At 68.9% G+C, this 20946-nt stretch carries 22 protein-coding genes and 1 pseudogene; 11 read left to right on the top strand and 12 right to left on the bottom strand.

Annotated features, from left to right (window positions below; genetic code table 11):
• Window positions 1–14 precede the first annotated feature (14 nt).
• The 3 genes from gmd to H3309_RS04520 are packed head-to-tail and all read left to right on the top strand — an operon-like array spanning window position 15 to window position 2789.
• Window positions 15–1064, top strand: a complete 1050-nt coding sequence (gene gmd, locus H3309_RS04530; protein ID WP_182297576.1) for a GDP-mannose 4,6-dehydratase — start codon at window positions 15–17, stop codon at window positions 1062–1064.
• Window positions 1061–1996 carry a GDP-L-fucose synthase family protein gene (locus H3309_RS04525; protein ID WP_207791557.1) on the top strand — a complete coding sequence of 312 codons (936 nt, stop codon included), beginning with the start codon at window positions 1061–1063 and terminating at the stop codon, window positions 1994–1996. The genes gmd and H3309_RS04525 overlap by 4 nt, the downstream gene beginning before the upstream one ends.
• A 4-nt stretch (window positions 1997–2000) precedes the next feature.
• A complete protein-coding gene (locus tag H3309_RS04520) occupies window positions 2001–2789 on the top strand; it encodes a glycosyltransferase family 2 protein (RefSeq protein ID WP_182297575.1) in 789 nt (262 codons plus the stop codon).
• Window positions 2790–2794: 5 nt separating this feature from the next.
• Here H3309_RS04520 and H3309_RS04515 read toward each other — a convergent pair whose 3' ends face one another.
• Both H3309_RS04515 and H3309_RS04510 read right to left on the bottom strand, forming a co-directional pair.
• Window positions 2795–3103: a glycine zipper domain-containing protein gene (locus H3309_RS04515; protein ID WP_207791556.1), complete on the bottom strand. Its 309-nt coding sequence runs from the start codon at window positions 3101–3103 to the stop codon at window positions 2795–2797.
• 46 nt (window positions 3104–3149) lie between these two features.
• Window positions 3150–3431 carry a hypothetical protein gene (locus tag H3309_RS04510; protein WP_182297574.1) on the bottom strand — a complete coding sequence of 94 codons (282 nt, stop codon included), beginning with the start codon at window positions 3429–3431 and terminating at the stop codon, window positions 3150–3152.
• 94 nt (window positions 3432–3525) lie between these two features.
• Here H3309_RS04510 and H3309_RS04505 point away from each other — a divergent pair, with 94 nt between their 5' ends.
• Window positions 3526–4728 carry a kynureninase gene (locus tag H3309_RS04505; protein ID WP_182297573.1) on the top strand — a complete coding sequence of 401 codons (1203 nt, stop codon included), beginning with the start codon at window positions 3526–3528 and terminating at the stop codon, window positions 4726–4728.
• Between the two features lie 104 nt (window positions 4729–4832).
• Here H3309_RS04505 and H3309_RS04500 read toward each other — a convergent pair whose 3' ends face one another.
• The 3 genes from H3309_RS04500 to H3309_RS04490 are packed head-to-tail and all read right to left on the bottom strand — an operon-like array spanning window position 4833 to window position 10293.
• Complete coding sequence (locus tag H3309_RS04500) at window positions 4833–6344, bottom strand: Do family serine endopeptidase (RefSeq protein WP_243453845.1); 1512 nt, start codon at window positions 6342–6344, stop codon at window positions 4833–4835.
• A 59-nt stretch (window positions 6345–6403) separates the two neighbouring features.
• Window positions 6404–8536, bottom strand: a complete 2133-nt coding sequence (locus H3309_RS04495; protein ID WP_182297572.1) for a hypothetical protein — start codon at window positions 8534–8536, stop codon at window positions 6404–6406.
• A 47-nt stretch (window positions 8537–8583) separates the two neighbouring features.
• Window positions 8584–10293, bottom strand: coding sequence for an Hsp70 family protein (locus H3309_RS04490; RefSeq protein WP_182297571.1), 1710 nt, complete (start codon window positions 10291–10293; stop codon window positions 8584–8586).
• A gap of 89 nt (window positions 10294–10382) precedes the next feature.
• Between H3309_RS04490 and H3309_RS17635 the strand changes: the two genes are divergently transcribed.
• Together H3309_RS17635 and H3309_RS17540 are read left to right on the top strand one after the other, a co-directional pair.
• Window positions 10383–11654, top strand: coding sequence for a serine hydrolase (locus H3309_RS17635; RefSeq protein ID WP_182297570.1), 1272 nt, complete (start codon window positions 10383–10385; stop codon window positions 11652–11654).
• The gene (locus H3309_RS17540) at window positions 11651–12523 is read left to right on the top strand and encodes a serine hydrolase (protein ID WP_182298892.1); all 873 of its coding nucleotides are present in this window, start codon (window positions 11651–11653) and stop codon (window positions 12521–12523) included. The genes H3309_RS17635 and H3309_RS17540 overlap by 4 nt, the downstream gene beginning before the upstream one ends.
• Here the strand turns inward: H3309_RS17540 and H3309_RS04475 are convergent.
• Window positions 12513–13886, bottom strand: a complete 1374-nt coding sequence (locus H3309_RS04475; protein WP_182297569.1) for an FAD-binding protein — start codon at window positions 13884–13886, stop codon at window positions 12513–12515. The two genes, H3309_RS17540 and H3309_RS04475, sit on opposite strands and share 11 nt — an antisense overlap.
• A 77-nt stretch (window positions 13887–13963) precedes the next feature.
• Here H3309_RS04475 and aat point away from each other — a divergent pair, with 77 nt between their 5' ends.
• The gene (aat, locus tag H3309_RS04470; protein WP_182297568.1) at window positions 13964–14650 is read left to right on the top strand and encodes a leucyl/phenylalanyl-tRNA--protein transferase; all 687 of its coding nucleotides are present in this window, start codon (window positions 13964–13966) and stop codon (window positions 14648–14650) included.
• 35 nt (window positions 14651–14685) lie between these two features.
• Here the strand turns inward: aat and H3309_RS17155 are convergent.
• From H3309_RS17155 to H3309_RS04450, 5 genes and pseudogenes are all read right to left on the bottom strand, one after another.
• Window positions 14686–15057: pseudogene (locus H3309_RS17155) on the bottom strand (DUF2155 domain-containing protein); the annotation flags it as partial.
• A gap of 32 nt (window positions 15058–15089) precedes the next feature.
• Window positions 15090–15587, bottom strand: coding sequence for an outer membrane lipid asymmetry maintenance protein MlaD (mlaD, locus tag H3309_RS04465; protein ID WP_182297567.1), 498 nt, complete (start codon window positions 15585–15587; stop codon window positions 15090–15092).
• A complete protein-coding gene (locus H3309_RS04460; RefSeq protein WP_182297566.1) occupies window positions 15584–15961 on the bottom strand; it encodes an NADH:ubiquinone oxidoreductase subunit NDUFA12 in 378 nt (125 codons plus the stop codon). The genes mlaD and H3309_RS04460 overlap by 4 nt, the downstream gene beginning before the upstream one ends.
• A gap of 53 nt (window positions 15962–16014) precedes the next feature.
• A complete protein-coding gene (locus tag H3309_RS04455; protein WP_243453844.1) occupies window positions 16015–16497 on the bottom strand; it encodes a DUF192 domain-containing protein in 483 nt (160 codons plus the stop codon).
• Window positions 16484–17068 (bottom strand): cold-shock protein, encoded by a 585-nt coding sequence (locus H3309_RS04450; RefSeq protein ID WP_182297565.1) that lies wholly within the window; start codon window positions 17066–17068, stop codon window positions 16484–16486. Before H3309_RS04450 ends, H3309_RS04455 begins: the two co-directional genes overlap by 14 nt.
• A gap of 96 nt (window positions 17069–17164) precedes the next feature.
• Between H3309_RS04450 and H3309_RS04445 the strand changes: the two genes are divergently transcribed.
• From H3309_RS04445 to H3309_RS04430, 4 genes are read left to right on the top strand one after another with little or no spacing between them, the layout of a single operon-like run.
• A complete protein-coding gene (locus tag H3309_RS04445; RefSeq protein ID WP_182297564.1) occupies window positions 17165–17767 on the top strand; it encodes a CoxG family protein in 603 nt (200 codons plus the stop codon).
• The gene (locus tag H3309_RS04440; RefSeq protein WP_182297563.1) at window positions 17764–18699 is read left to right on the top strand and encodes an XdhC family protein; all 936 of its coding nucleotides are present in this window, start codon (window positions 17764–17766) and stop codon (window positions 18697–18699) included. The genes H3309_RS04445 and H3309_RS04440 overlap by 4 nt, the downstream gene beginning before the upstream one ends.
• Window positions 18696–19664 (top strand): molybdopterin-binding domain-containing protein, encoded by a 969-nt coding sequence (locus tag H3309_RS04435; protein WP_182297562.1) that lies wholly within the window; start codon window positions 18696–18698, stop codon window positions 19662–19664. Before H3309_RS04440 ends, H3309_RS04435 begins: the two co-directional genes overlap by 4 nt.
• Window positions 19661–20302 (top strand): nucleotidyltransferase family protein, encoded by a 642-nt coding sequence (locus H3309_RS04430; RefSeq protein WP_182297561.1) that lies wholly within the window; start codon window positions 19661–19663, stop codon window positions 20300–20302. Before H3309_RS04435 ends, H3309_RS04430 begins: the two co-directional genes overlap by 4 nt.
• Here H3309_RS04430 and H3309_RS04425 read toward each other — a convergent pair.
• Window positions 20220–20945: a ParA family protein gene (locus tag H3309_RS04425; RefSeq protein WP_182297560.1), complete on the bottom strand. Its 726-nt coding sequence runs from the start codon at window positions 20943–20945 to the stop codon at window positions 20220–20222. The two genes, H3309_RS04430 and H3309_RS04425, sit on opposite strands and share 83 nt — an antisense overlap.
• Window position 20946: the final 1 nt, after the last annotated feature.

Raw genomic sequence — 20946 nt, 5'->3', positions numbered from 1 at the left:
TTTCGGAGCTTCTCTTGTCAAAAACCGCGTTGATTACCGGCGTCACCGGCCAGGATGGTGCCTATCTTTCGCAATTGCTGCTGGCAAAGGGCTACACCGTCCACGGAGTCAAACGCCGTTCCAGCAGCTTCAACACGGCACGCATCGACGACCTGTACAAGGACCCGCACGAGGGCCATACCAACTTCTTCCTGCACCATGGTGACCTGACGGACGCCACCAATCTCATTCGGCTGGTACAGGAAACCCAGCCGGACGAAATCTATAACCTCGCCGCCCAGAGCCATGTTCAGGTCAGTTTTGAAACACCGGAATACACCGCCAACGCCGACGCGCTTGGCACGCTGCGCTTGCTCGAAGCCATCCGCATCCTGAAGCTGGAGGACAAGACCCGCCTCTATCAGGCCAGCACGTCAGAGCTTTATGGCAAGGTGCAGGAGGTGCCGCAGAAGGAAACCACCCCCTTCTATCCGCGCTCGCCCTATGCCGCGGCCAAAATCTACGCCTACTGGATCTGTGTGAACTATCGGGAAGCCTACGGCATCTTCGCTGCCAACGGCATCCTGTTCAACCACGAAAGCCCGCTGCGCGGCGAGACTTTCGTCACCCGCAAGATCACCCGCGCCGTCGCCGCCATAGAGGCGGGCGCGCAATCGAAACTCTACCTCGGCAACATGGACGCCAAACGGGACTGGGGCCACGCCCGCGACTATGTCGAGGGCATGTGGCGCATCCTGCAGCACGATGTCCCCGAAGACTGGGTGCTTGCCACCGGCGAAACCCAGACGGTTCGCCGCTTCGTCGAACTGGCGTTTGCGGAAATCGGCGTGACCATTGAATGGAGTGGCCACGCCGAACAAGAAGTGGGCCGCTGCGCAAGGACCGGCCGCGAGCTGGTTGCCATCGACCCCCGCTATTATCGCCCGACCGAAGTCGACCTGCTGCTCGGCGATCCGACCAAGGCCAACACCAAACTCGGCTGGAAGCATCAGGTGACGCTGCCCGAACTGGTGCGCGAGATGGTCTCCGCCGACCGCGCGCTCGCCGCCGCCTGCCGCCTGTGAGCGCAGTCCTGTTCGATCTTGCCGGGCGGAGCCTGTTCGTCGCCGGCCATCGCGGCATGGTCGGCAGCGCCCTCGTGCGCCGGTTGGCGTCCGAACCAGTCACCGTTCTTACGGCTGACCGCGCGCAGCTCGATCTTACCGACCAGCCTGCCGTCCGCGCCTTCATCAGGGCGAAGCGCCCCGATGTCGTGGTCATTGCCGCGGCAAAAGTCGGCGGCATCGCCGCCAATAATGACTATCCCGCCGATTTCATCGCCACCAACCTGGTCATCCAGTCCAACCTGATCGATGCCGCCGCTGCCGCCCGCACCCCCAAGCTACTGTTTCTTGGTTCCTCCTGCATCTATCCCAGGCTCGCGCCGCAACCCATTACCGAGGACGCGCTGCTGACCGGTCCCTTGGAAGCCACCAACCAATGGTATGCCATCGCCAAGATCGCCGGCCTCAAACTGGCGGAGGCCTATCGTCACCAGCACGGCCTCGATTTCATCAGCGCGATGCCCACAAACCTCTACGGCCCGGGCGACAACTACGACCTTGCCAGCAGTCATGTCATCCCCGCTCTTCTGCGCAAGGCGCACGAGGCAAAAACCACGGGCGCCGACACCTTGACGGTTTGGGGCAGCGGCACCCCCCGGCGGGAGTTCATGCACGTCGACGACCTCGCCGATGCCCTTGTCTTCGTGCTGAAACATTACAGCGACGCGCCGCACATCAACATCGGCACCGGCAGCGACGTCACCATCGCCGAGGTGGCTGAAACCATCGCGCAGGTGGTCGGTTTCACCGGCAGGCTCGTCTTCGATCCAACCAAGCCTGACGGTACCCCGCGCAAGCTGATGGACAGCAGCAGGCTGACGGCGCTCGGCTGGACACCCCGCATCAGCCTCGTCGACGGCCTCGCCCACGCCTATGCCGCCATGCCGAAATAATCTCGTGCCGCCAAAGATCACGCTCATCACCGTCGCCTGGAACGCCGCCGCCACCATCGCCGACACGCTTCGCTCGGTCGCCGCCCAAACCACCGCGCCACACGAGCATCTCATCGTCGATGGCGCCTCGTCGGACACTACTATCGCCCTTGCGCAGCAATATGCCTTACCCTTCACCCGCATCATCAGCGAGCCTGACAAGGGCCTGTATGACGCGATGAACAAAGGGTTTGCCGCCGCCACCGGCGACTATATCGGCTTCCTCAATGCCGACGATTTCCTCGTTCGCACCGATGCTATCGCGCTGCTGCAAGCCGCCGCCGGGGCGCATCCCGAGGCTCTTTCCGCCGCTGTCGTGCTGGTGAAGCCCGATGCGCCCACGGTCCGCACCCGCAGCTACTCCGCGCACCATTTCCGCCCCTGGATGCTGCGTTTCGGTCACATGCCGCCACATCCCGGCTTCTACGTGCGCCGCGATATTGCCACCGTCCTCGGCCCAATGCGCACCGATCTTCGCATCAGCGCCGATTTCGACTTCATGGTACGCTTTTTCGCCCGCCACAGCGCCGCCACGCTCGCCGAAACGCTTGTCGCCGTGCGCGAAGGCGGCGCATCGAACAGTGGCTTCAGCAGCCGCCAAACGATCGCCCGCGAAAATCTGGCCGTGTTGCGCGCCCACGGCATCGCCTCGGCTTCAGCCTTGATGTGGGCTAAATATGCCGCCAAAATCGCTCAATATGCGATCCCCGCGGCGCATTATCCCGCGCCTGCGACCGTCCGTTGGGAGCCATGACCGGCTTAACAATGTTCCGTGCGTCGGCCAATCACCGCGCCTGCCTGTGCGCCGACTCCCGCGGCCAGGGCCGTGCCGCCTACACTACCACCTGAGGCTGCACCTACCACGGCGCCGCCCACTGCGCCAATCACAGCACCCTTGCGCTTGGCCTTGCGCTTGGCCTCCAGACACTCCCGCAGGCTTTCATAAAAATTATTGCCATATTGGTAACGGACTTTTTCTTTCGCTCCCGCCGGCATGGCCAGCACCACCAGTGCCGCCGCGATCAATCCCGCCGTCCGCATGTCCCGCGCTCCTTCTTCGATAAACATCGTTTATCATGAACGGAGAAGAAACGCAGCCGGCTTTTTCAGTCCCTCAGCACTTCTTCGTGCTCTTCCCGATTGCCCCGCCCGCCAGTGCGCCCACACCAGACGCCAGCGCTGTCTCGCCGAAATTGCCGCCGACCAGCGCGCCGGTCACCGCACCGCCCACGGCACCCACGATCGCGCCCTTCTTCTTCGCCTTGCGCTTCGCCTCCAGGCATTGCTCATAGGTCTCATAAACCCGGTCGCCATATTGATAGCGGGTCTTCTCCTTCGCGCCCGCGGGCACCGCCAGCAATATCGCCGCCATCACCATCACTGCTGCACCACGCATCACCATTCTCCTTCACAGCCCAAACAGTCTATCACCCTCCCCGTTCCCGCCAAGCCCGCTTCACCGCCCCATCCGCGCGGCCTACAACAGGCGCATGGCCCACTCCCTCGACCTTGCCGACCCCCTCGCCCATGCCCGCGGCCGCTTTCGCCTGCCAGACGGCATCGTCTATGCCGACGGCAACAGCCTCGGCGCGCTCCCCGCCGCGGCGCCCGCCCATCTCGCCCATGTCGTCGAATCGGAATGGGGCCAGGGCCTGATCCGAAGCTGGAACGACGCTGGCTGGATCGACGCCCCGGCGCAGCTTGGTGCCCGCATCGCCCCCCTCATCGGCGCCCATGCAGACGAGGTGATCGTTGCCGACAGCGTGTCGGTGAACCTCTTCAAGCTGCTCGCCGCGGGCCTCACCCCCCGCCGCCGCACCATCGTCACGCTCGCCGGCGACTTTCCCACCGACAGCTACATCGCCCAGGGTCTCGCCAACCTGCTGGGCAACGTCACCCTCCGCGAAATCCCGCTCGCCGATATCGTCACGGCACTCGATGACCAAACCGCGATCCTGCTCCTCACCCATGTCCATTATCAGAGCGGCGCCCGCCATGACATGGCGGCGCTGACCGCCCCTGCCCACGCCGCCGGTGCGCTCACCCTCTGGGATCTCAGCCACAGCGCTGGCGCCATCGCCGTGGACCTCAACGCCGCAAACGCCGATCTCGCCGTCGGCTGCGGCTACAAGTTTCTGAACGGCGGCCCCGGCGCGCCGGCCTGGCTGTTCGTCGCCCGCCGCCATCAGAAACGCCTGGAAAACCCCCTCTCCGGCTGGATGGGCCATGCCCGCCCCTTCGCCTTCGAACCCGGTTACACCCCTGCCCCCGGCATGGCGCGCTGGCTCGCCGGTACCATGCCCATCCTGGCGCTCGCCGCCCTCAACGCCGGCCTCGCCACCTTCGATGGCCTCGCCCCCGCCGCCATCGAGGCCAAGGCCGCCGCGCTCACTACCCATTTCATCGACCGCGTCGCTCATATACCGGGCATCACGCTCGCCACCCCCCGCGATCCCGCCGCCCGCGGTGCGCATGTCGCCCTCGCCCACGATCACGCGCAACCCCTGACGCAGGCGCTCATCGCCCACCGCGTCATCCCCGATTTCCGCACCCCGAACCTGATCCGCTTCGGCTTCGCACCCCTCACCAGCCGCTTCGCCGACGTCGAAACCGCCGCCGCCACGCTCGCCCACCTCATCGAAACCCAGGCCTGGACCAATCCCGCCTATCACCAATCGCGGAAAGTCACCTGATCGTTCAAGCTTTCCCCCTGCAAGGGGGAGCGACTCGCGGAACGCGAGCGGAGGGGGTGTCTCCCGCATCAGAAAACATTTCCGACCAGCCTGGCCCGCGACCCTTAACTCACCGCCAGTTGCCGGCAGCCAAAACTCCCCGGCACCTGAAACGCGCACTCCACACGCTGGCCACCCCGGTTGACCACGAACCGCATGGCAGCGCGTGCATTGGGCAGCACCGCCCCCAGGTCGCCCACCGTGCGCACCGGCGTGCCATTCACCATCTCGATCAGGTCGCCCGGCGCCGGAAAGCCGGTCCGCGCCGCCGGCGCGCCGCCGGGTACCCGCACCACCACCACGCCCCGCTCCGGCAGCCCCGCCCCCAGTTCCTGCGCAAACGCCGGTGACAGGTTGGCAACCGTGATCCCCGCCAGGAAATTGCCGTTCGGCACCTGTGTCAGCTGCCGCGCCGGCACTTCCGGCGGCGCCGCCAGCGCCAATTCGACATTCCGCGCCTTGCCGTCACGCACCACGGTCAGCTTCACCCGCTCTCCCACCGGCAGCGTCGCGATGCGATAGCGCAGGCTGCCCGGATCGCTCACTTCCTTGCCATCGATGGCATAGACGATATCCCCGGCCCGCAGCCCCGCCGCCGCCGCCGGCGAGCCGGGCGACACCCCCGTCATCAGCACCCCGGTCGGCCGGTCCAGGCCAGCCTCACGCGCCGTGTCGCTGGTCAGCGCCTCGCCCTCCGCGCCGATCCACGCCGTCACCAGCTTGCCACTGTCCGCGGCCCGCAGGAACATGCGCACCATGTTCGATGGTACCGCGAAGCCCACGCCATTGCTGCCGCCGCCACGCGACAGGATCGCCGAATTGATCCCCAGCAGCTCACCGTTCATCCCCAGCAAAGCACCGCCGCTGTTCCCGGGATTGATCGCCGCATCGGTCTGGATGAAGAATTGCGTGTCGCTCACCCCGATCCCCGTCCGCGCCAGCGCGCTGACGATGCCCTGTGTCACCGTCTGCCCCACGCCAAAGGGATTGCCGATCGCCAGCACCAGGTCGCCCACCTGCGCCCGGTCGCTGTCCCCCAGCTTCAATGCCGGCAGCGCCGCGCCCCTGGGATCGACCTTCAGCAGTGCCAGGTCCAGCCGCGCATCCGCGAACAGCAGCCGCGCCGCATATTCCCGCCGGTCGGCCAGCGCCACGATGATCTGGTCCGCGCCCTCCACCACATGGTTGTTGGTGATGATCAGTCCCTTGGCACCATCCACGATCACGCCCGATCCCAGGCTGTTCGACACGCGGGGCTGGCTGTTGAAGAAACGGAAAAACGGATCGGCCATCATGGCATCGCGGTTGCGCACCACTTTCGCCGTGAAGATGTTCACCACGGCCGGCTGCGCCGCCCGCGCCACCGGCGCGAAACTCAGCGAGATCTGCGCCGCGCTGCCCGGCACCGTCCGCTCCACCGCCGGCGCCGCGTCGCGCGCCAGCTCGCTCGCCTGGTGCGCCAGCGCGCCGCCATTGCCGTTCTGCCAGTTGACCGTCAGCGCCAGCGCCAGCCCCGCCACCGCGCCGACCGCCAGATATCCCAGAGCCTTCGTCCGCTCCACCATCGCCGCCAGCATCAAACCTCCATCGCTTCCGTGTGTCGCCATAGCGCTGACAGTTTAAGCCGCCATGAACATCAACCCCCGTAAATGCTGCGCAGTGCCCGCATGCTCTCGGCATCGCGCCCCTTTGCCAACCGCCCCAGCACCGCCAGCCGCATCGCGCATTGGTCCGCCGCTGAACCCTTGTCATCCAGTGCGGCCTCGAAACGCGCCGGCGACAGTCCACTGGCAGCCCGTGCATCGTCCAGAACACGACTCGAAACGCTGGTGCGCCCCGTTCTGGACTTCGGCAGGTCCACCGCGGCATTGGCCAGCACCTCCGCCCGCACCGCATGAATGCGGGCCCTTAGGTCGGCGGGAAGGTCATCCATCTCGATCGGCTCGCTGCCGTTCAACACCCCGACACAGAGTTCGGGCTTGGCTTTCCGGTATCGCCGCGCCACCTCATCGTTCAGCGCGTGCCAGGCGCGCACCTCGGCGATGTCACCCCGCGGCAGGGCGCGGGAAAAACTCTCGTCGATCAGATTGCCCACCTCGATCCGCCGCCCGCCGACGGGCTCCCCCGCCGCCGCCGAGTCCTCCCACGCCGCCAGCAGCTTGGCGTAGAGCGGCGCGTTGCGAACCCGGATTGCCTCATAGGCGCCCGCACCCTCATCCAACCCGCTCAACATCTCATCAAGCGTCTGCGGTTCCACCACCACCGGCACCGGCGGGGGTGCCGGCGCCGGCTTGGGCGTTTCACGCGCGACCAGCAGCGCCAGCCCGATCCCCAACCCGATCGCCAGCAGCAGCACGATCGTTCGCAATCCCTGCGTCGGCTCCAATCGCAGCCCCAGTTCGATCAGGAACAGCGCCGGCATCAATCCCAGCGCCAGCCCATAGCCCCACTGCCCTGCCCACAGGCCCAGCAGCCCGCACAGGGCGGCAAACGCAAAACCGCCCATCGCAATGATCGACCCCGGACGGAGACCAGGCCAGCGACGCTCGATCCAGAAGACCAGCGGATCAACCCCCTGCATCAGCGCCTGCATGCACAGCAGCGCCACCACCCCCAGCACCAATGCCTGCTCGTGGCTCAGCGCCATCAGCGACCACAACAACAGCAGAATCGGCCGCCAGCCCGCCCGCCACAACCGGCCCAACAGGGCCCGCGGGCGTTCGGGATCGCGCCCGAAAGCACAGGCCATCATCGCCAGGCTCAACAGCAGTCCTCCTGCCAGTACCGTCCATTCCAAGGCAATCGTCACCGGCAGCAGCGCGAGCACCGGCACTGGCAGCAACCACGCCGGCATCACCATCGTGGTCTCGAAGCGCCCCGCCAAACGCGCCCCCAATCGCTGCGCCGCGAATACCAGCGCCGGCAACAGCATTCCGCCAAACGTCAGCGATGCCAGCAGGTTGTTGGTCGCGTCGTCCTCCGCACTCGATTGCTGCCGCACCCGGACAAAAATCAGCAGCAACGGCGCCAGCACCAGCAGCAGATGCGCCAGCGAGAAACGCGGCCGCGACAGCAGCTCCTCCGCCCAAGCCAGTGCCTCGCCGTTCAGCCGCGCCACCAGCGAAACATTGTGGCGCGCCTCATCGACCAGCACCCACAGCTGCGCCATCATCCCCGGCCGCAACGCCCACAAGCGCCACTGCCAGCGCGGTCGTGTGCGTCCGCTCAACAGCCGCCAGCCAGCCCGGACACCCCCCGCCGGCGTCGCAAAGCCTCCGATCCGTCGCAACCCGTCGGCCCGCAACCGCAGCTCCCACGCCACCGGCGGCAGATCGCGGCGCGAATCATCATCCCAGCCGAAATGCGCCAGCACCGGCGCCACCAGGGCGTCACTGGCCGGCGCGTTGTCGGCGACCAGTGCCCCCAGCCAGCCCTCCGCCGCCGCCTGCGCGCCGATGTCCGCCTCCGCCATCGCGCCCTGCAACACCGCAAGCGCGGGCAACCCGTCCTCGCCCTGCTCCAGCGCTGCGACCAGCGCATCCTGCGCCTCCGCCACCGCAGACCGCGCCGCGGCTGACGCCACCGCCGCCTCGGTCGGGGGCGCCACCGCATCCCGCGCCGGCTCCTCCGCCGCCGTTCGCCGCGCCGGCCGCTCCGCAGCCTGTGCCATCGCCGCCTCATAGGCCTCGCGCAACGCCTGGAACCCCGCCGGATCATCCTCGGGGTTCGCCTCCCGCAGCAGCCCGGCATAGGCGCGCCGGATCGCCAATGTCTCCTTCGTCCGGGCAATCCCCAATACGGACCAGGGCCATCGGCTCACAGAAACGCGTCGCCCTCGAACTCGTCCAACGCGCGGTTCAGATCAGCAATCGCCGCCTCGATCGCGCGCGGCTCCTGCCGCTCCACCACCCCCTGGAACTGCCCGATCAAGCCGTTCACCCAGCCCCGCGCATCCCCCAGTGCGCTTTCATAACAGCGCTCGGCCCGCGCCAGCACCGCCCGCACCGCCTCGCTTTCCCTCGGATGCGTCTTCAGCGCCGCCAGCGCCGCCCGCCGCTCGGCAAACGCCGCCGGATCGGGCGCCTCCTCCCCATCCACGATGGTCAGCGTGCCGCGATAGCCCGACAGCGGCACATCCACATCCACCTCCAGCAGGCCATTGATGTCATAGCTGAAACGGCACTCGAACGGCACCAGGCCGCCATCCCTGGACGGCGGCACCGGAATCCGCATCGATCCCAGCTCGACATTGTCGATCACCCGTCGCGCCTCGCCCTGATAGACTTTCAGGTCGACGTGCCGCTGCTGCGGGTGCGTCGTCTGATACCCCTGCACCCGGCTCGCCGGAATCACCGTGTTGCGCTCGATGATCGGGCTGAACAGCCCCGCCTCCTCGCTGCCGTCCGGCCGCCGCTCGCTGATTTCGATCCCCAGGCTGAACGGCGCCACATCGGTCAGCACGACTTCCCTCAACGCTGCGTCGCGTGCCTTCAGCCCCGCCTGCACCGCCGCCCCCAGCGCCACCGCCTCATCCGGATTGACACTGCTGTTCGGGAAGCGCCCGAACATCTTGGCCACCGCGCGCCGCACCACCGGCATCCGCGTCGCCCCGCCGATCAGGATGATCTCAGACAAGGCCTCCGGCCGCAGGTTGCTGTCGCGCATCCCCCGCACCACCGGCTCGCGCAGCCGCGCCAACAGCCCCGCGCACGCCGCCTCGAACCCCTCCGCGCTCACCGTGATGCTGTGCTCCACCTCCCGCCACACCAGCCGCATCACCACCTCGGATGCGCCGCTCAACCCGCGCCGCGCCCGCTCGGCCGCCTCCCGCACCCGCTCGTGCAGCGCCGGGTCGGTCCGCGCCGCCGCCGCCAGCGCCGGCCCCATCGCGTCCAGCATCATCGCCATCAGCACCGCGTTGAAATCCTCGCCGCCCAGCCGGTTGTCCCCGGTCGAGGCGCGCACCTCGATCACCCCCTCGAACAGCTCCAGCACCGAAACATCGAACGTGCCCCCGCCCAGGTCGAAGATCAGAAACCGCGATTCGTCCCCGCGCCGCTCGATGCCATAGGCCAGCGCCGCCGCCGTCGGCTCGTTGATCAGCCGCTCCACGCTCAACCCCGCCAACTCGCCCGCGCGCTTGGTCGCCTTTCGCTGCCGGTCGTTGAAATAGGCCGGCACGGTGATCACCGCCTCGGTCACCGCCTCGCCCAGAAACGCCTCGGCATCCTCCTTCAGGCTGCGCAGCACCAGCGCGGACAGGTCCTCCGGGCTGAATGCCATGCCCGACAGCGTCACCTCATGCCGCGTTCCCATATAGCGTTTGAATGCCGTCGCGGTGGCAAGCGGGTGGCTCACCTGCCGCTCCCGCGCCGCCAGCCCCACCAGCACCGCGCCGCTCTCGTCCACGCTGACGGCCGAAGGCGTCAGCACCTGCCCCAGCCGGTTCGGCACCAGCACCGCCGCCCCGTCGCGCCAGATCGCGCAGGCGCTGTTCGTCGTTCCCAGATCGATGCCGATGATCATCCCGCCCCCGCTGCTCCTGTCGAAAATATCCAATACAACAGCCGCCCCGCCGCGCCACCCTTTCGCCGCATCACCAGGGGGCGTTAACGATGACCAGCTTCACCGCCGACAATCACCGCGCGTGGCACGACCTGTCAGAGGCCGAGCATGTCGCCCAGCGCGACACCCTCGCCGCGCAGAGCTTCCGCACCCTGTCGCTCTCCATCCATGGCCCGGTCAGCGCTCCGCGCTATGCCGCCGCCATGGTCAAGCACGCCACTGTCTTCGCCGCACGCCAGGTCATCAACCGCAGCTTCGACCAGTTCCAGGCCGATTTCGAAAGTCTCGCCGCCGAGGGCTTCGGCCCCTATGTGCTCAGCGCCACCGGCCCGGCCGACAACCCCCGCTACGCCGCCGCCTTCCGCAAGTTCGGCTTCATCCCGCTCACCCGCCATCACCTCACCCGCGCCCGCTTCGTCGAAATGAACCGCGAAGCGCATGACCGCGGCGACCGCCTGCTCTGGGCCGATGCCTTCGGCGCCGCCAGCGACCCGCGCTATTGCGCTATCTGGGTGCCCAACCCCGACCGCATCGCCTGGAACATCGATGCGGTGGACGAGGGCGGCGACACGCTCCAGCACCGCTTCCTCGCCATGCGCGCCACCGGCGCCCGCCCCACGCTCGTCGCCGGCACCCCCGGCGGCCGCGTCATGGAGATGTTCACCGACACCGGCGTCGGCAAATGGGACGCCGCCGTCAACATGACCCCTGCGGAATATACCGCTCGCCGCGACACCAACGCCGCCGCCGGCCGTTTCCCGCTCTGCCTGAACAGCCGCGGCAGCGGCGCCGACCGTCGCTACGCCGCCATCTTCGCCGGCCGCGACGACATCACCCCGCGCACCGTGCGCAGCAGCGGGACAGCGGCGGTCGCCGCCATCGACACGCTGATGGGCGACATCATCAAGGACCGCAACCTGCGCGGCCTCGCCATCGCCGTCGGCCACCGCACCCGCCTGCTCTACGCCCGCGGCTACACCTTCGCCGAGGCAGGCTACCCCGACATCACCCCGGAAACCCGTTTCCGCCAGGCCAGCACGTCGAAAACCTGGTGCGCCGCCGCGATCTGGCGCCTGATGCAGCAGGACAGCAGCTTCACGCTGGATACCACGCTGCAATCGGTCCTGAACCTGAAAACCCCTTCGGGCGGCGCCCCAAAAGACAGCCGCTTCAAGGATGTCACCATCCGCTACCTGCTGGAAAGCACCAGCGGCATCCCGCAGGGCGGCATCTACCGCAGCAAGGAAGCGGTGGACGCCGCCGGATCCACCCTCCCGCCAGCGGCACGCAGATCGCCCGCTGGCTCGCCGACCAGGACATGACCGGCACCCCGGGCAGCATGACCAACTGCGTCTATGGCAACAGCGACTATCTGCTGCTCAGCCTGATCCTTGCGAAGAAGATGGGCGTCAACAGCTTCGAGGCCGCGCTCAGCAGCCTCGTGCTCAACCCGCTCGGCCAGACCCGCACCCGCGGCAGCCGCAGCGACCCCGATAACCAGGTCGATGGCGAAGCCCGCCACCACATGACGGTGCACAGCGTCCGCGACCCCAACGACCCCAGCGACAAACGCTGGGAACTGTTCCACTTCGACTGCGGCAGCAGCGTCCGCCATACCGACGAACGCCTTGTCGCCAAACATTATGGCTGCTGGGATTATGAATTTCTCGATGGCTGCGGCGGGCTTTCGGCGGGCATCGTCGACATGGCGCGCCTCTGCGCGCTCTTCGCCGCCCGTCAGAACAACCCCGTGCTCGATACCGACACGCTCACCGACATGCTGACCGCCGCCCGCGTCGCCACCGACACGCTGACCGGCCCCGATGCCCATGGCCACCATGGCTTCGATTGGGTGGCCAACGCCGGCAGCAACCGCTGGACCTATTCGAAGGGTGGCTGGCTCCCCGGCCAGGGCACCGTCCTCACCGGCGACACCGGCGGCTATTTCTACTGCATCGCGCAGAACGGCAACACGCACACGGGCTACAAGCTGGAATGGCTCGACCCGCTGAAGGCCATTGTCGAAAACCGCGACTGGGGCAGCACCGACCATTTCCCCGCCTATGGGATGGCCGCCCTGCCGCAGACCGGCAGCATGTCCGCGCAGCAGTTCAAACTGTCCCGCAAACTCGAGCAGCGCGGCGCCACCCGCACGCTGGAGGCCAGCATGGCCCGCAGCTTCAGACCCTGACCGCGCGCCCCGCCACCCAGCCCGTCGTCAGCGCGTGGCCGATGCCCGCCGCCGGCAGATAGCCGCTGCCGCCGCGCCCGCTGATCCCGCGTGCGGCGCCGCCCGCCGCGAACAGGTTGTCGAACACCCCACCATCCGCCCGCACCACCCGCGCCCGCGCGTCGATCTGCAATCCGCCCTGGGTGTGAAACAGCGCCCCCGTCACCCGAATCGCCTGCATGGCGCCCCTTGGCGGCGGCACCTCGAACCGCCGCCCGAATGGATCGTCGCGCTCGCCCCGATGCACCGCCTCCGCCGCAGCCAATGTTGCTGCCAGCGCCGGCAGGCGCAGCCGCGATACCTCACGCAGTGCCCCCAGCGCCCGCAGTTCGGCAAATTCCGGATAACCCTCCGCCGCCGCGGCCTGCCGCGCGTCGAACACCACCCAGGCTCCGCCCTGTGCGGCCACCCGCGCTCCGGCGCCAGAGACATCCTCCACCTCATTCTGGAACCGTTCGCCGGCGTCGTTCACCACGATCCCGCCCGCCACGCACAACTGCAAGTTCACGATGATCCCGTGCGGATCGGCCAACATCCCCAAGCCCTGATAGCTGTCGAGATCACCCGTCATCGCGCCCAGCGCCTCGCCCAGCAGCAGCGCATCGCCCCGGTCGCCCTCCCAGCCGTGCACCCGCGCCTGCGCCATCGCCGGAATGTGCCGCGCGATCAGCGTCGGATTGGCGTTGAAGCCGCTGGTCGCCAGCACGAGCGCATCGCAACCGATCACCTCCCGCGCGCCATCCGGCCGCACGATTCCCACCGCCCGCACCCGGCCATCGTTCACCCACAGCGCCGCCAGCCGCGCCTCGTTCAACAGCATCGCCCCATGCCGCACCGCCGCCGCTTCCAGCATCGCCAGCAACTCCACCCCTGTCTTGCTCGGCGGTGCGTGCAGCCGCGCCGTGCGATGCCCGAATGCCGGCGCCCAGCCGGCATCGAAATCCAGCCGCACCCCTTCATCCGCCAACCAGTCCAGACAGGGGCCACCGTTCTCCGCCACCAGTCGCGAAATCACCGGGCAGGCCGTCCCCGCGCTTTTCGCCTCGATATCCGCCAGGAATGCCGCGGCATCGTCCGCCACCCCCGCTGCCCGCTGGCTCCGCGTCCCCGCCGCCGCGGCATTGCCCTGGCTCATGCTGGTCAACCCCAGGCAGCGCGCATCCTGCTCCACGACCGCCACCCCGATGCCCCGCGCCGCCGCAGACAGTGCCGCTGCCCATCCCGCCGCGCCGCCACCCGCCACCAGCAAGGGCACATGGGCGCCAGGCGCGTCATCTCCTGTCGCGTCATTGAAATAAACTGTCGGCGCGTTCATCGTCTGCATCAACTTCCTGCTGGACACGCGCGCGCTTTCGGTCAAGCATGGCCTGCCAAAGATGGGAGGCGGCAGACCGCCAGCCGATGAAAACGCTCAATACCGAGCTGCTCGTGCGCGCTTACAGCGCCGGCATCTTTCCCATGGCTGACAGCCGGGAGGCGTCCGAAGTCTTCTGGGTCGAACCCCGCCGCCGCGGCATCATCCCGCTCGACGCCTTCCACCTGCCGCGCTCGCTCGCCAAGACGCTCAAATCCGAACGCTTCAGCCACAGCATCAACCGCGCCTTCGAAACCGTCATCACCGCCTGCGCCGAGCCCGCGCCCGGCCGTCGCCAGAGCTGGATCAACGCCAGCATCCACGAGGGCTATTGCCGCATGCACGCCGCCGAACTCGCCCACAGTGTCGAGGTCTGGGATGCCGACGGCCGGCTGGTCGGTGGCCTCTACGGCGTCCACATCGGCGCCGCCTTCTTCGGCGAATCGATGTTCAGCCGCGCCGACAACGCCAGCAAGGCGGCGCTCGCCCACCTCGTCGCCCGCCTCCGCGCCGGCGGCTTCACTCTCCTGGACACGCAATTCCTCACCAACCACCTGGCGCAGTTCGGCGCCATCGAGGTCAAGCGCGACGTCTATGTCGCCGCGCTCGGCAAGGCGATCGCCGGCTCCGGTGACTTCTTCGCCTTCGGCGCCGCGGAAGGCACCGCCGGCGACGGCTTCGCCGGCGGCGTGTCCGGAAAAGCCATCGTGCAGCGCCTCAGCCAGACATCATAAACCCGATGCCGCATCGGGTTGAGCGAGGGCGATTCAGCGAACAGCCAGCCCGAAAACACCCGCCGCACCCCGCGCTGGCCACCGTTCGACACCGTCTCGTCGACCTGCACGAACGCGCCCGACACCTTCGGCCGCTGCCATGGCGGCGTCGTCTCGCACTGCGCCAGGAACACCGCCAGCGGCCCGAACACCGCCCGCTGCCCCGGCTCCAGCGTGAAGAACTCGCTGCGTCCCGTCCGCTTGTCCAACACCCCCACCACCGCCACGCGCTTCGCTGAAACCGGCGGCGCTTTCGGCGCCGACCGGACAGCCGGTTTTGCCGGCGCCGCCTCGGCCCGCGGCGCGGGCTTCGCCTCGGCCGCGGGCGCCGGCGGCGCCTCCTGCGCCACCACCCGCGCGATCGGCATCAAGACCAGCATCAGCGCCAGCGGTGCGGCCCTCACTTCGCCGCGTCCTCCGCCGCCGCCTCCGCCGGCTTGGTCTCACCGCTGCGATTGATGAAGCTCCCCACCAGCCCCATCAAATCCGTCGCCCCCTGCGTGTCGCTGATCTCGTCGCCGGGCCGCAGCATGTCGCTTTCGCCGCCCGGCGCCAGCGCGATGAAACTGCCGCCCAGCAACCCCTCGCTGGTGATCGCCGCGCTGCTGTCCACCGGCAGCCTCACCGCCGGATCCAGCGTCAGCGTCAGCACCGCCTGGAAACTCTTCGCGTCCAGCACTTGGGCCGTCACCGTCCCCACCTTCATGCCCGCCACGCGAACATCGCTGCCCACATTCACGCCGGTCACGTTGGGAAAACGCGCCGTCACCGCATAGCCATTCGCCGCCGCCCCGCGCCCGCTGTGCGTCCAGCCATAGAAAGCGAACCAGCCCGCCACCAGCACCACCAGCAGGCCGGTCAGCGCCTCGGCGACATGCTCCTTCAGCAAAGCGGTCATTCCGGCGACCAGGCCTGGTAATCCGCGCTCGACCGCGCGCGCCGGCCGCCCGCCGCCAGCGCGCCTGACGGCAGCTCCGGCGCCACCCCCGTCGGGTTCGGCCGCCACGGCTTCTCCCACGCCTTCACCGGCAACGGCACATCCGTCGGCGCGGCGTCGCGCGTATGGTGCAGCCACAGGTGCCACTCCGGCGGCACCCGGCTCGAATCATTGACTCCGGCGTACATCACCCAGCGCCGCGCGCCGTCAGCGCTCTGAAAATAGACATTGCCGTCGCCATCGCGTCCCACCTCACGGCCGAAACGCATCGTATAGAGGCTGGTGCCGATGGTGGAGCCGTTCCACCAGGTGAAAATCTTCGACAGGATCGACATGCCATCCGCTTTACCGGCTGCACGGGCGGCAAAGCAACCCTGGTGGCGCAACCCTACCAGCGCACCTTGTCGCCGGGCCGCAGCCCGATCCGCGCCGCCTCGCCACCCGCCAGTTCCAGGACCGCGATCACCGGCCCGCCCGAATCAATCAGCGATTCGGACAGCGGCACCGCATTGGCGGCGATGCTCAGCACCCGCCGGTCCGCCCCGATGAAGATCAGGTCCAGCGACACCCAGGTGTTGGACATCCAGAAACTCGCGCTGCGCGGCGGGTTGACCGGAAACAGCATCCCCGTCCCCGCCGGCACCTTGCGGCGATACATCATCCCCGTCGCCTGCTGCGCCGGGGTCGCCGCCACTTCCACCCGATAACGATGCTCGCCCGCCCCGGTCACCAGCGTCAACGGAACGACCTTCAGCCCGCGGTTCGGTACCGCTGCCACCTGCGCCGCCTGCGTCGCTGCCTGCGCCGCGCCCACCCCCGCCAGCAGCAGCGCCAGCGCCGCCAGCGCGGCGCGCGCGCTATTCCTCATCATCTTCGATCACAACCGCCATCGGCCCCTTGGGCCCCTTGCTCACCCGCGCCCGCAGCAGCTGGCCGGGTTCCAGCGTCATCAGGTCCGCCCGCCTTACCGTTTCCATATGCACGAATATCTCCGGTCCATCGGGATCGTCATCCGCCAGCAGGAATCCATATCCCTTCACCCGATTGAACCAGCGAACCTGAACCGGAATGAAATCACCCGCGCTGTCCAGAAAATCCAGGGGATCGGTGCGCCCCGCCTCGCGCCGGTGTTGCAGGTCGGGATCTGGGCCCACCGCCGTCGTCAGGTCGATCGAGAGCAATTCGGAAATCTGCCGCCCCCGCTCACCCTCGATGACCGCGGCGCGAACAGTCGCACCTTCGGGCAGCGTGCGCCGGCCAACCGCCTTCAGGACGCTGTAATGCAGCAACAGGTCGCCGCCCCCGTCCGCCACCTCGACGAAGCCATAGCCGCGCACCGCGTCGAACCATTTCAGCCGACCGGACAGCGCGGGCGCGCTGCAATCGATATCATTCTTCAATTCACCTTCGCCGCTGCCGGCGTCTTCTCCCCGTTCGCTCATCGCACGCACCGCTTCACTTGCCCCTCGCCGATAGCTAACACAGTCCTGCCATGACGCAAGTCGCAAAGGTTAATTCGATTTCATGAAAGGCCCGAAATGGAACTGAAAGGCGAAACGCGCATTGCCGCGCCCCGCGCCGCCGTCTGGGCCGCGCTCAACGATCCCGCCATCCTTGCCCGCTGCATCGACGGCGTGGAAAGCCTGACCGCCAGCGGCGACAACCGCTTCTCGGGCGTGCTCAACGCCCGCGTCGGCCCCGTCCGCGCCAAATTCAGCGGCGACGTCGAACTCACCGAACTCGATCCCCCCAACCGCTACGTCCTCGTCGGCGAAGGCAAGGGCGGCGTTGCCGGCTTCGCCAAGGGCAGCGCCGAAGTCGTGCTGAGCGATGCCGACGGCGGCACCCATCTCGCCTATCTCGCCAAAAGCACCGTCGGCGGCAAGCTCGCCCAGCTCGGCAGCCGCCTGATCGAGGGCGCCGCCAAGGGCTATGCCGAAAGCTTCTTCGAAAAGTTCAAGGCCGAGGTCGAAGGCCCGCCGCCGGGCGATTTCGCCCACCCGCCCGTCGAAACTGATGGCAGCACGCCGCGGCACGATGCCGAAACCCTCCCCGGTCGCGGCATCTCCCCGCTGGTCTGGGGCAGCGCGCTTGTGCTCCTGGTCCTCGCGCTGCTCGCCTGGCTGCTGACCCGCGGATGAGCGACGAGCTGACCGACATCCTGGACGCCGCCACGCAATGGCGTACCGACGGCCACGGCGTCGCGCTCGCCACTGTCATCGCCACCTGGGGCAGCGCCCCGCGGCGCGTCGGCAGCCACCTCCTCATCCGCGACGACGGACTCTTCCTCGGCAGCGTCTCGGGTGGCTGCGTCGAAGGCGCCGTGCTCGCCGAAGCGCCTGACGTGATCGACGAAGCCGGCTTCCGCCGCCTCGATTTCGGCGTGGCCGACGAAACCGCCTGGGAAGTCGGCCTCGCCTGCGGCGGGCGGATCAGCGTCCTCCTGCAAGCCATCGCCGACTCCGCCTTCCCCCCCGCGCTGCTGGGCACAATCGCTCAGGCGCGGTCACACGGCACCACGCTCACGCTCAGCACCGACCTTGCCACCGGACGCACAACGGTCGGCGATGCCCCCGGCCACACCGGCGTCTTCACCCACCGCTATGACCCCCCGCTGCGCCTCATCCTGGTCGGCGCCGTCCACATCGCGCAATCGCTGGTGCCGCTCGCCGAGGCACTCGGCTTCACGCCGCTGATCGTCGATCCGCGCGGCGCCTTCGCCGCCGGCCCCCGCTTCGCCGGCCACAGCGTCGACAGCCGCTGGCCGGATGAGGCGCTGGCGGACTGGCAGCCCGACAGCGCCACCGCCATCGTCGCCCTCACCCACGATCCAAAGCTCGACGATCCGGCGCTGGCCGCCGCGCTGCGCTCCGATGCCTTCTACGTCGCCGCGCTCGGCAGCCGCAAAAACCACGCCGCCCGCCGCGAACGCCTCGCCGCCCAGGGCTTCACACCGCAACAGCTCGACCGCATCCACGGCCCCGCCGGCCTTGCCATCGGCGCCGCCAACCCTGCCGAAATCGCGCTCAGCATCGCCGCCCAGATGATCGCCACCTGGCGCCAGGCGCCATGATCTTCACCACCTGCCCCCCCGCCGAGGCCATCGGCGGCCTGCTCGCCCACGCCATCACCCTCAACGGCCGGCGCATCGCCAAGGCCACCCCCGTCACCCCCATCCTTGCCGCCGCCGCCGCGCATCTCCCCAGCCTCACCATCGTCCGCCTCGACCCGCACGACGTCGCCGAAGATGCCGCCGCCGCCGCCCTCGCCGATGCCCTCACCGGGCCTGACCTCCGCGCCGCGCCCCCGCTGCACGGCCGCGTCAATCTCCACGCCACCCGCGCCGGCCTGTTCCTCGCCACGGACGTCACCGCCGTGAACGCCGTCGACGAATCCCTCACCCTCGCCACCCTGCCCCCCTTCATGCCGGTCGCCGCCGACCAGGTCGTCGCCACCATCAAGATCATCCCCTTCGCCGTTGCCGCCGCCACCCTCGCCGCCGCCACCCTCGCCGCCACCCCGCTCGCCCTCGCCCCCTGGCGCGGCGGCACCGCGCACCTCATCCACACAACGCCCATGCCCGCCAAGGTCATCGCCAAGACCAGCGCCGTCACCGGCGCCCGCGTCGCGGCGCTCGGCATGACCCTCACCCAGGGCCCGCCCATCCCGCACGACGGCGTAAGCCTCGCCGACGCGCTCGCCGCCGCCCCGCCCTCCGCGCTCATCCTCGTCGCCGGCGCCACCGCCACCGCCGACCGCGCGGACGTCATCCCCGCCGCCATCCTCGCCGTCGGCGGCACCCTCATCCGCGTCGGCATGCCCGCCGACCCGGGCAACCTGCTCGTCCTGGGGCAACTCGGCAGCACGCCCGTCATCGGCCTCCCCGGCTGCGCCCGCAGCCCGAAACGCAACGGTCTCGACCTTGTGCTTGAACGCCTCGCCGCCGGCCTCGCCGTCACCTCGGCCGACATCGCCGCCATGGGCGCCGGCGGCCTGCTCGACGAAGCCGCCGCGGCGCTCCCCTGGGGCTGGCGATGACCATCGGCGTCATCCTGCTCGCCGCCGGCCGCGCCCGCCGCATGGGCCACAGCAAGCTCACCGCGCTCGTCGACGGCCAACCGCTCATCGCCCACAGCCTCGCCGCCATTACGGCGGCCGGCCTGCCCTGCCTGATCGTCACCGGTGCCCATGCCGACGCGGTCCACGCCGCCCTGCGCCCCGGCATCGCCACCACCCACGCCCCCGATCACGCGGACGGCCAAAGCGCCAGCCTGCGCGCCGGCCTTGCCGCTGCTCCGGATCAATGGACCGGCGCCCTCATCGCGCTCGGCGACATGCCGCTCATTCAGCCGGCCACCTACGCGGCCCTCGCCACCGCCCTCGCCGCCGCGTCCGCCGTCATCCCCAGCTATCAGGGCAGGCCCGGCAACCCCGCCGGCTTCCGGCGCCCGCTCTGGCCGATCCTCATGACCCTCACCGGCGACCGCGGCGCGCGGCCGCTGTTCGGCACCACCCTGCCGCACCCGCTCGACATTCCGGTGAACGACCCCGGCATCCTGCACGACATCGACACGCCCGCCGATCTTGCGGACCTCACGCGGCCAGACGCGCTTCGATCGCCCGCCACAGCCCCACGAACGCCAGGCTCCCCGCGCTCCCCGGGGCGCTCGCGGTGATCGGGGCCTGCTTCACCGCCATCCCCTCGATCGCCGCCGCATAGGGAAGGACCGGCACCTCGGGCGAAGCGGCGACCGTCAGCCGGTGCAGCGCCTTCCGCCGGTCCACCATGCTCCACACCGGCAACAGCCCCGGCGCATCCTCCAGCTTGCCGAGCCGCGCCCGCAACTGCTCCAGCGCCCGCTGCGACAGCGGGCTCGGCAGCAGCGGCGACACGATCAGGTCGACCGCCCGGAACAGCCGCTCCGCCAGTTCCGACAGCCCCGGCGGCGCATCGATGATCACCCGGTCATAGCCGGCGCTCAGCGTCTTCAGCAGTTTCTTCAACTGCTTCAGCTTGTCCGCGGCCGCCAGGTCGCCCTCCAGCCGGCGCAGCGAATCATCCGCCGGCAGCACATCCAGATTGGCATAGTCGCTCGCCTGGATCAGCTCGGACAGGCTCGCCTCCCCGGCAATCGCCGCCCGCGCGCGTGCCTTCGGGCGGGCATGGAGGCGCAGCGTGAAACTCGCCGCCCCCTGCGCATCCAGATCCCACAACAGCGTCCGCCGCCCGCCCTGCGTCGCCGCCACATGCGCCAGATTGACCGCCGCGCTGCTCTTGCCCACCCCGCCCTTGGCGGAAAAAAGCGCGATCGCCTTCATC

Source organism: Sandaracinobacteroides saxicola, from assembly GCF_014117445.1.
GTDB classification, from domain to species: Bacteria; Pseudomonadota; Alphaproteobacteria; order Sphingomonadales; family Sphingomonadaceae; genus Sandaracinobacteroides_A; species Sandaracinobacteroides_A saxicola.
This window is presented reverse-complemented; position numbering and strand designations above follow the sequence as displayed.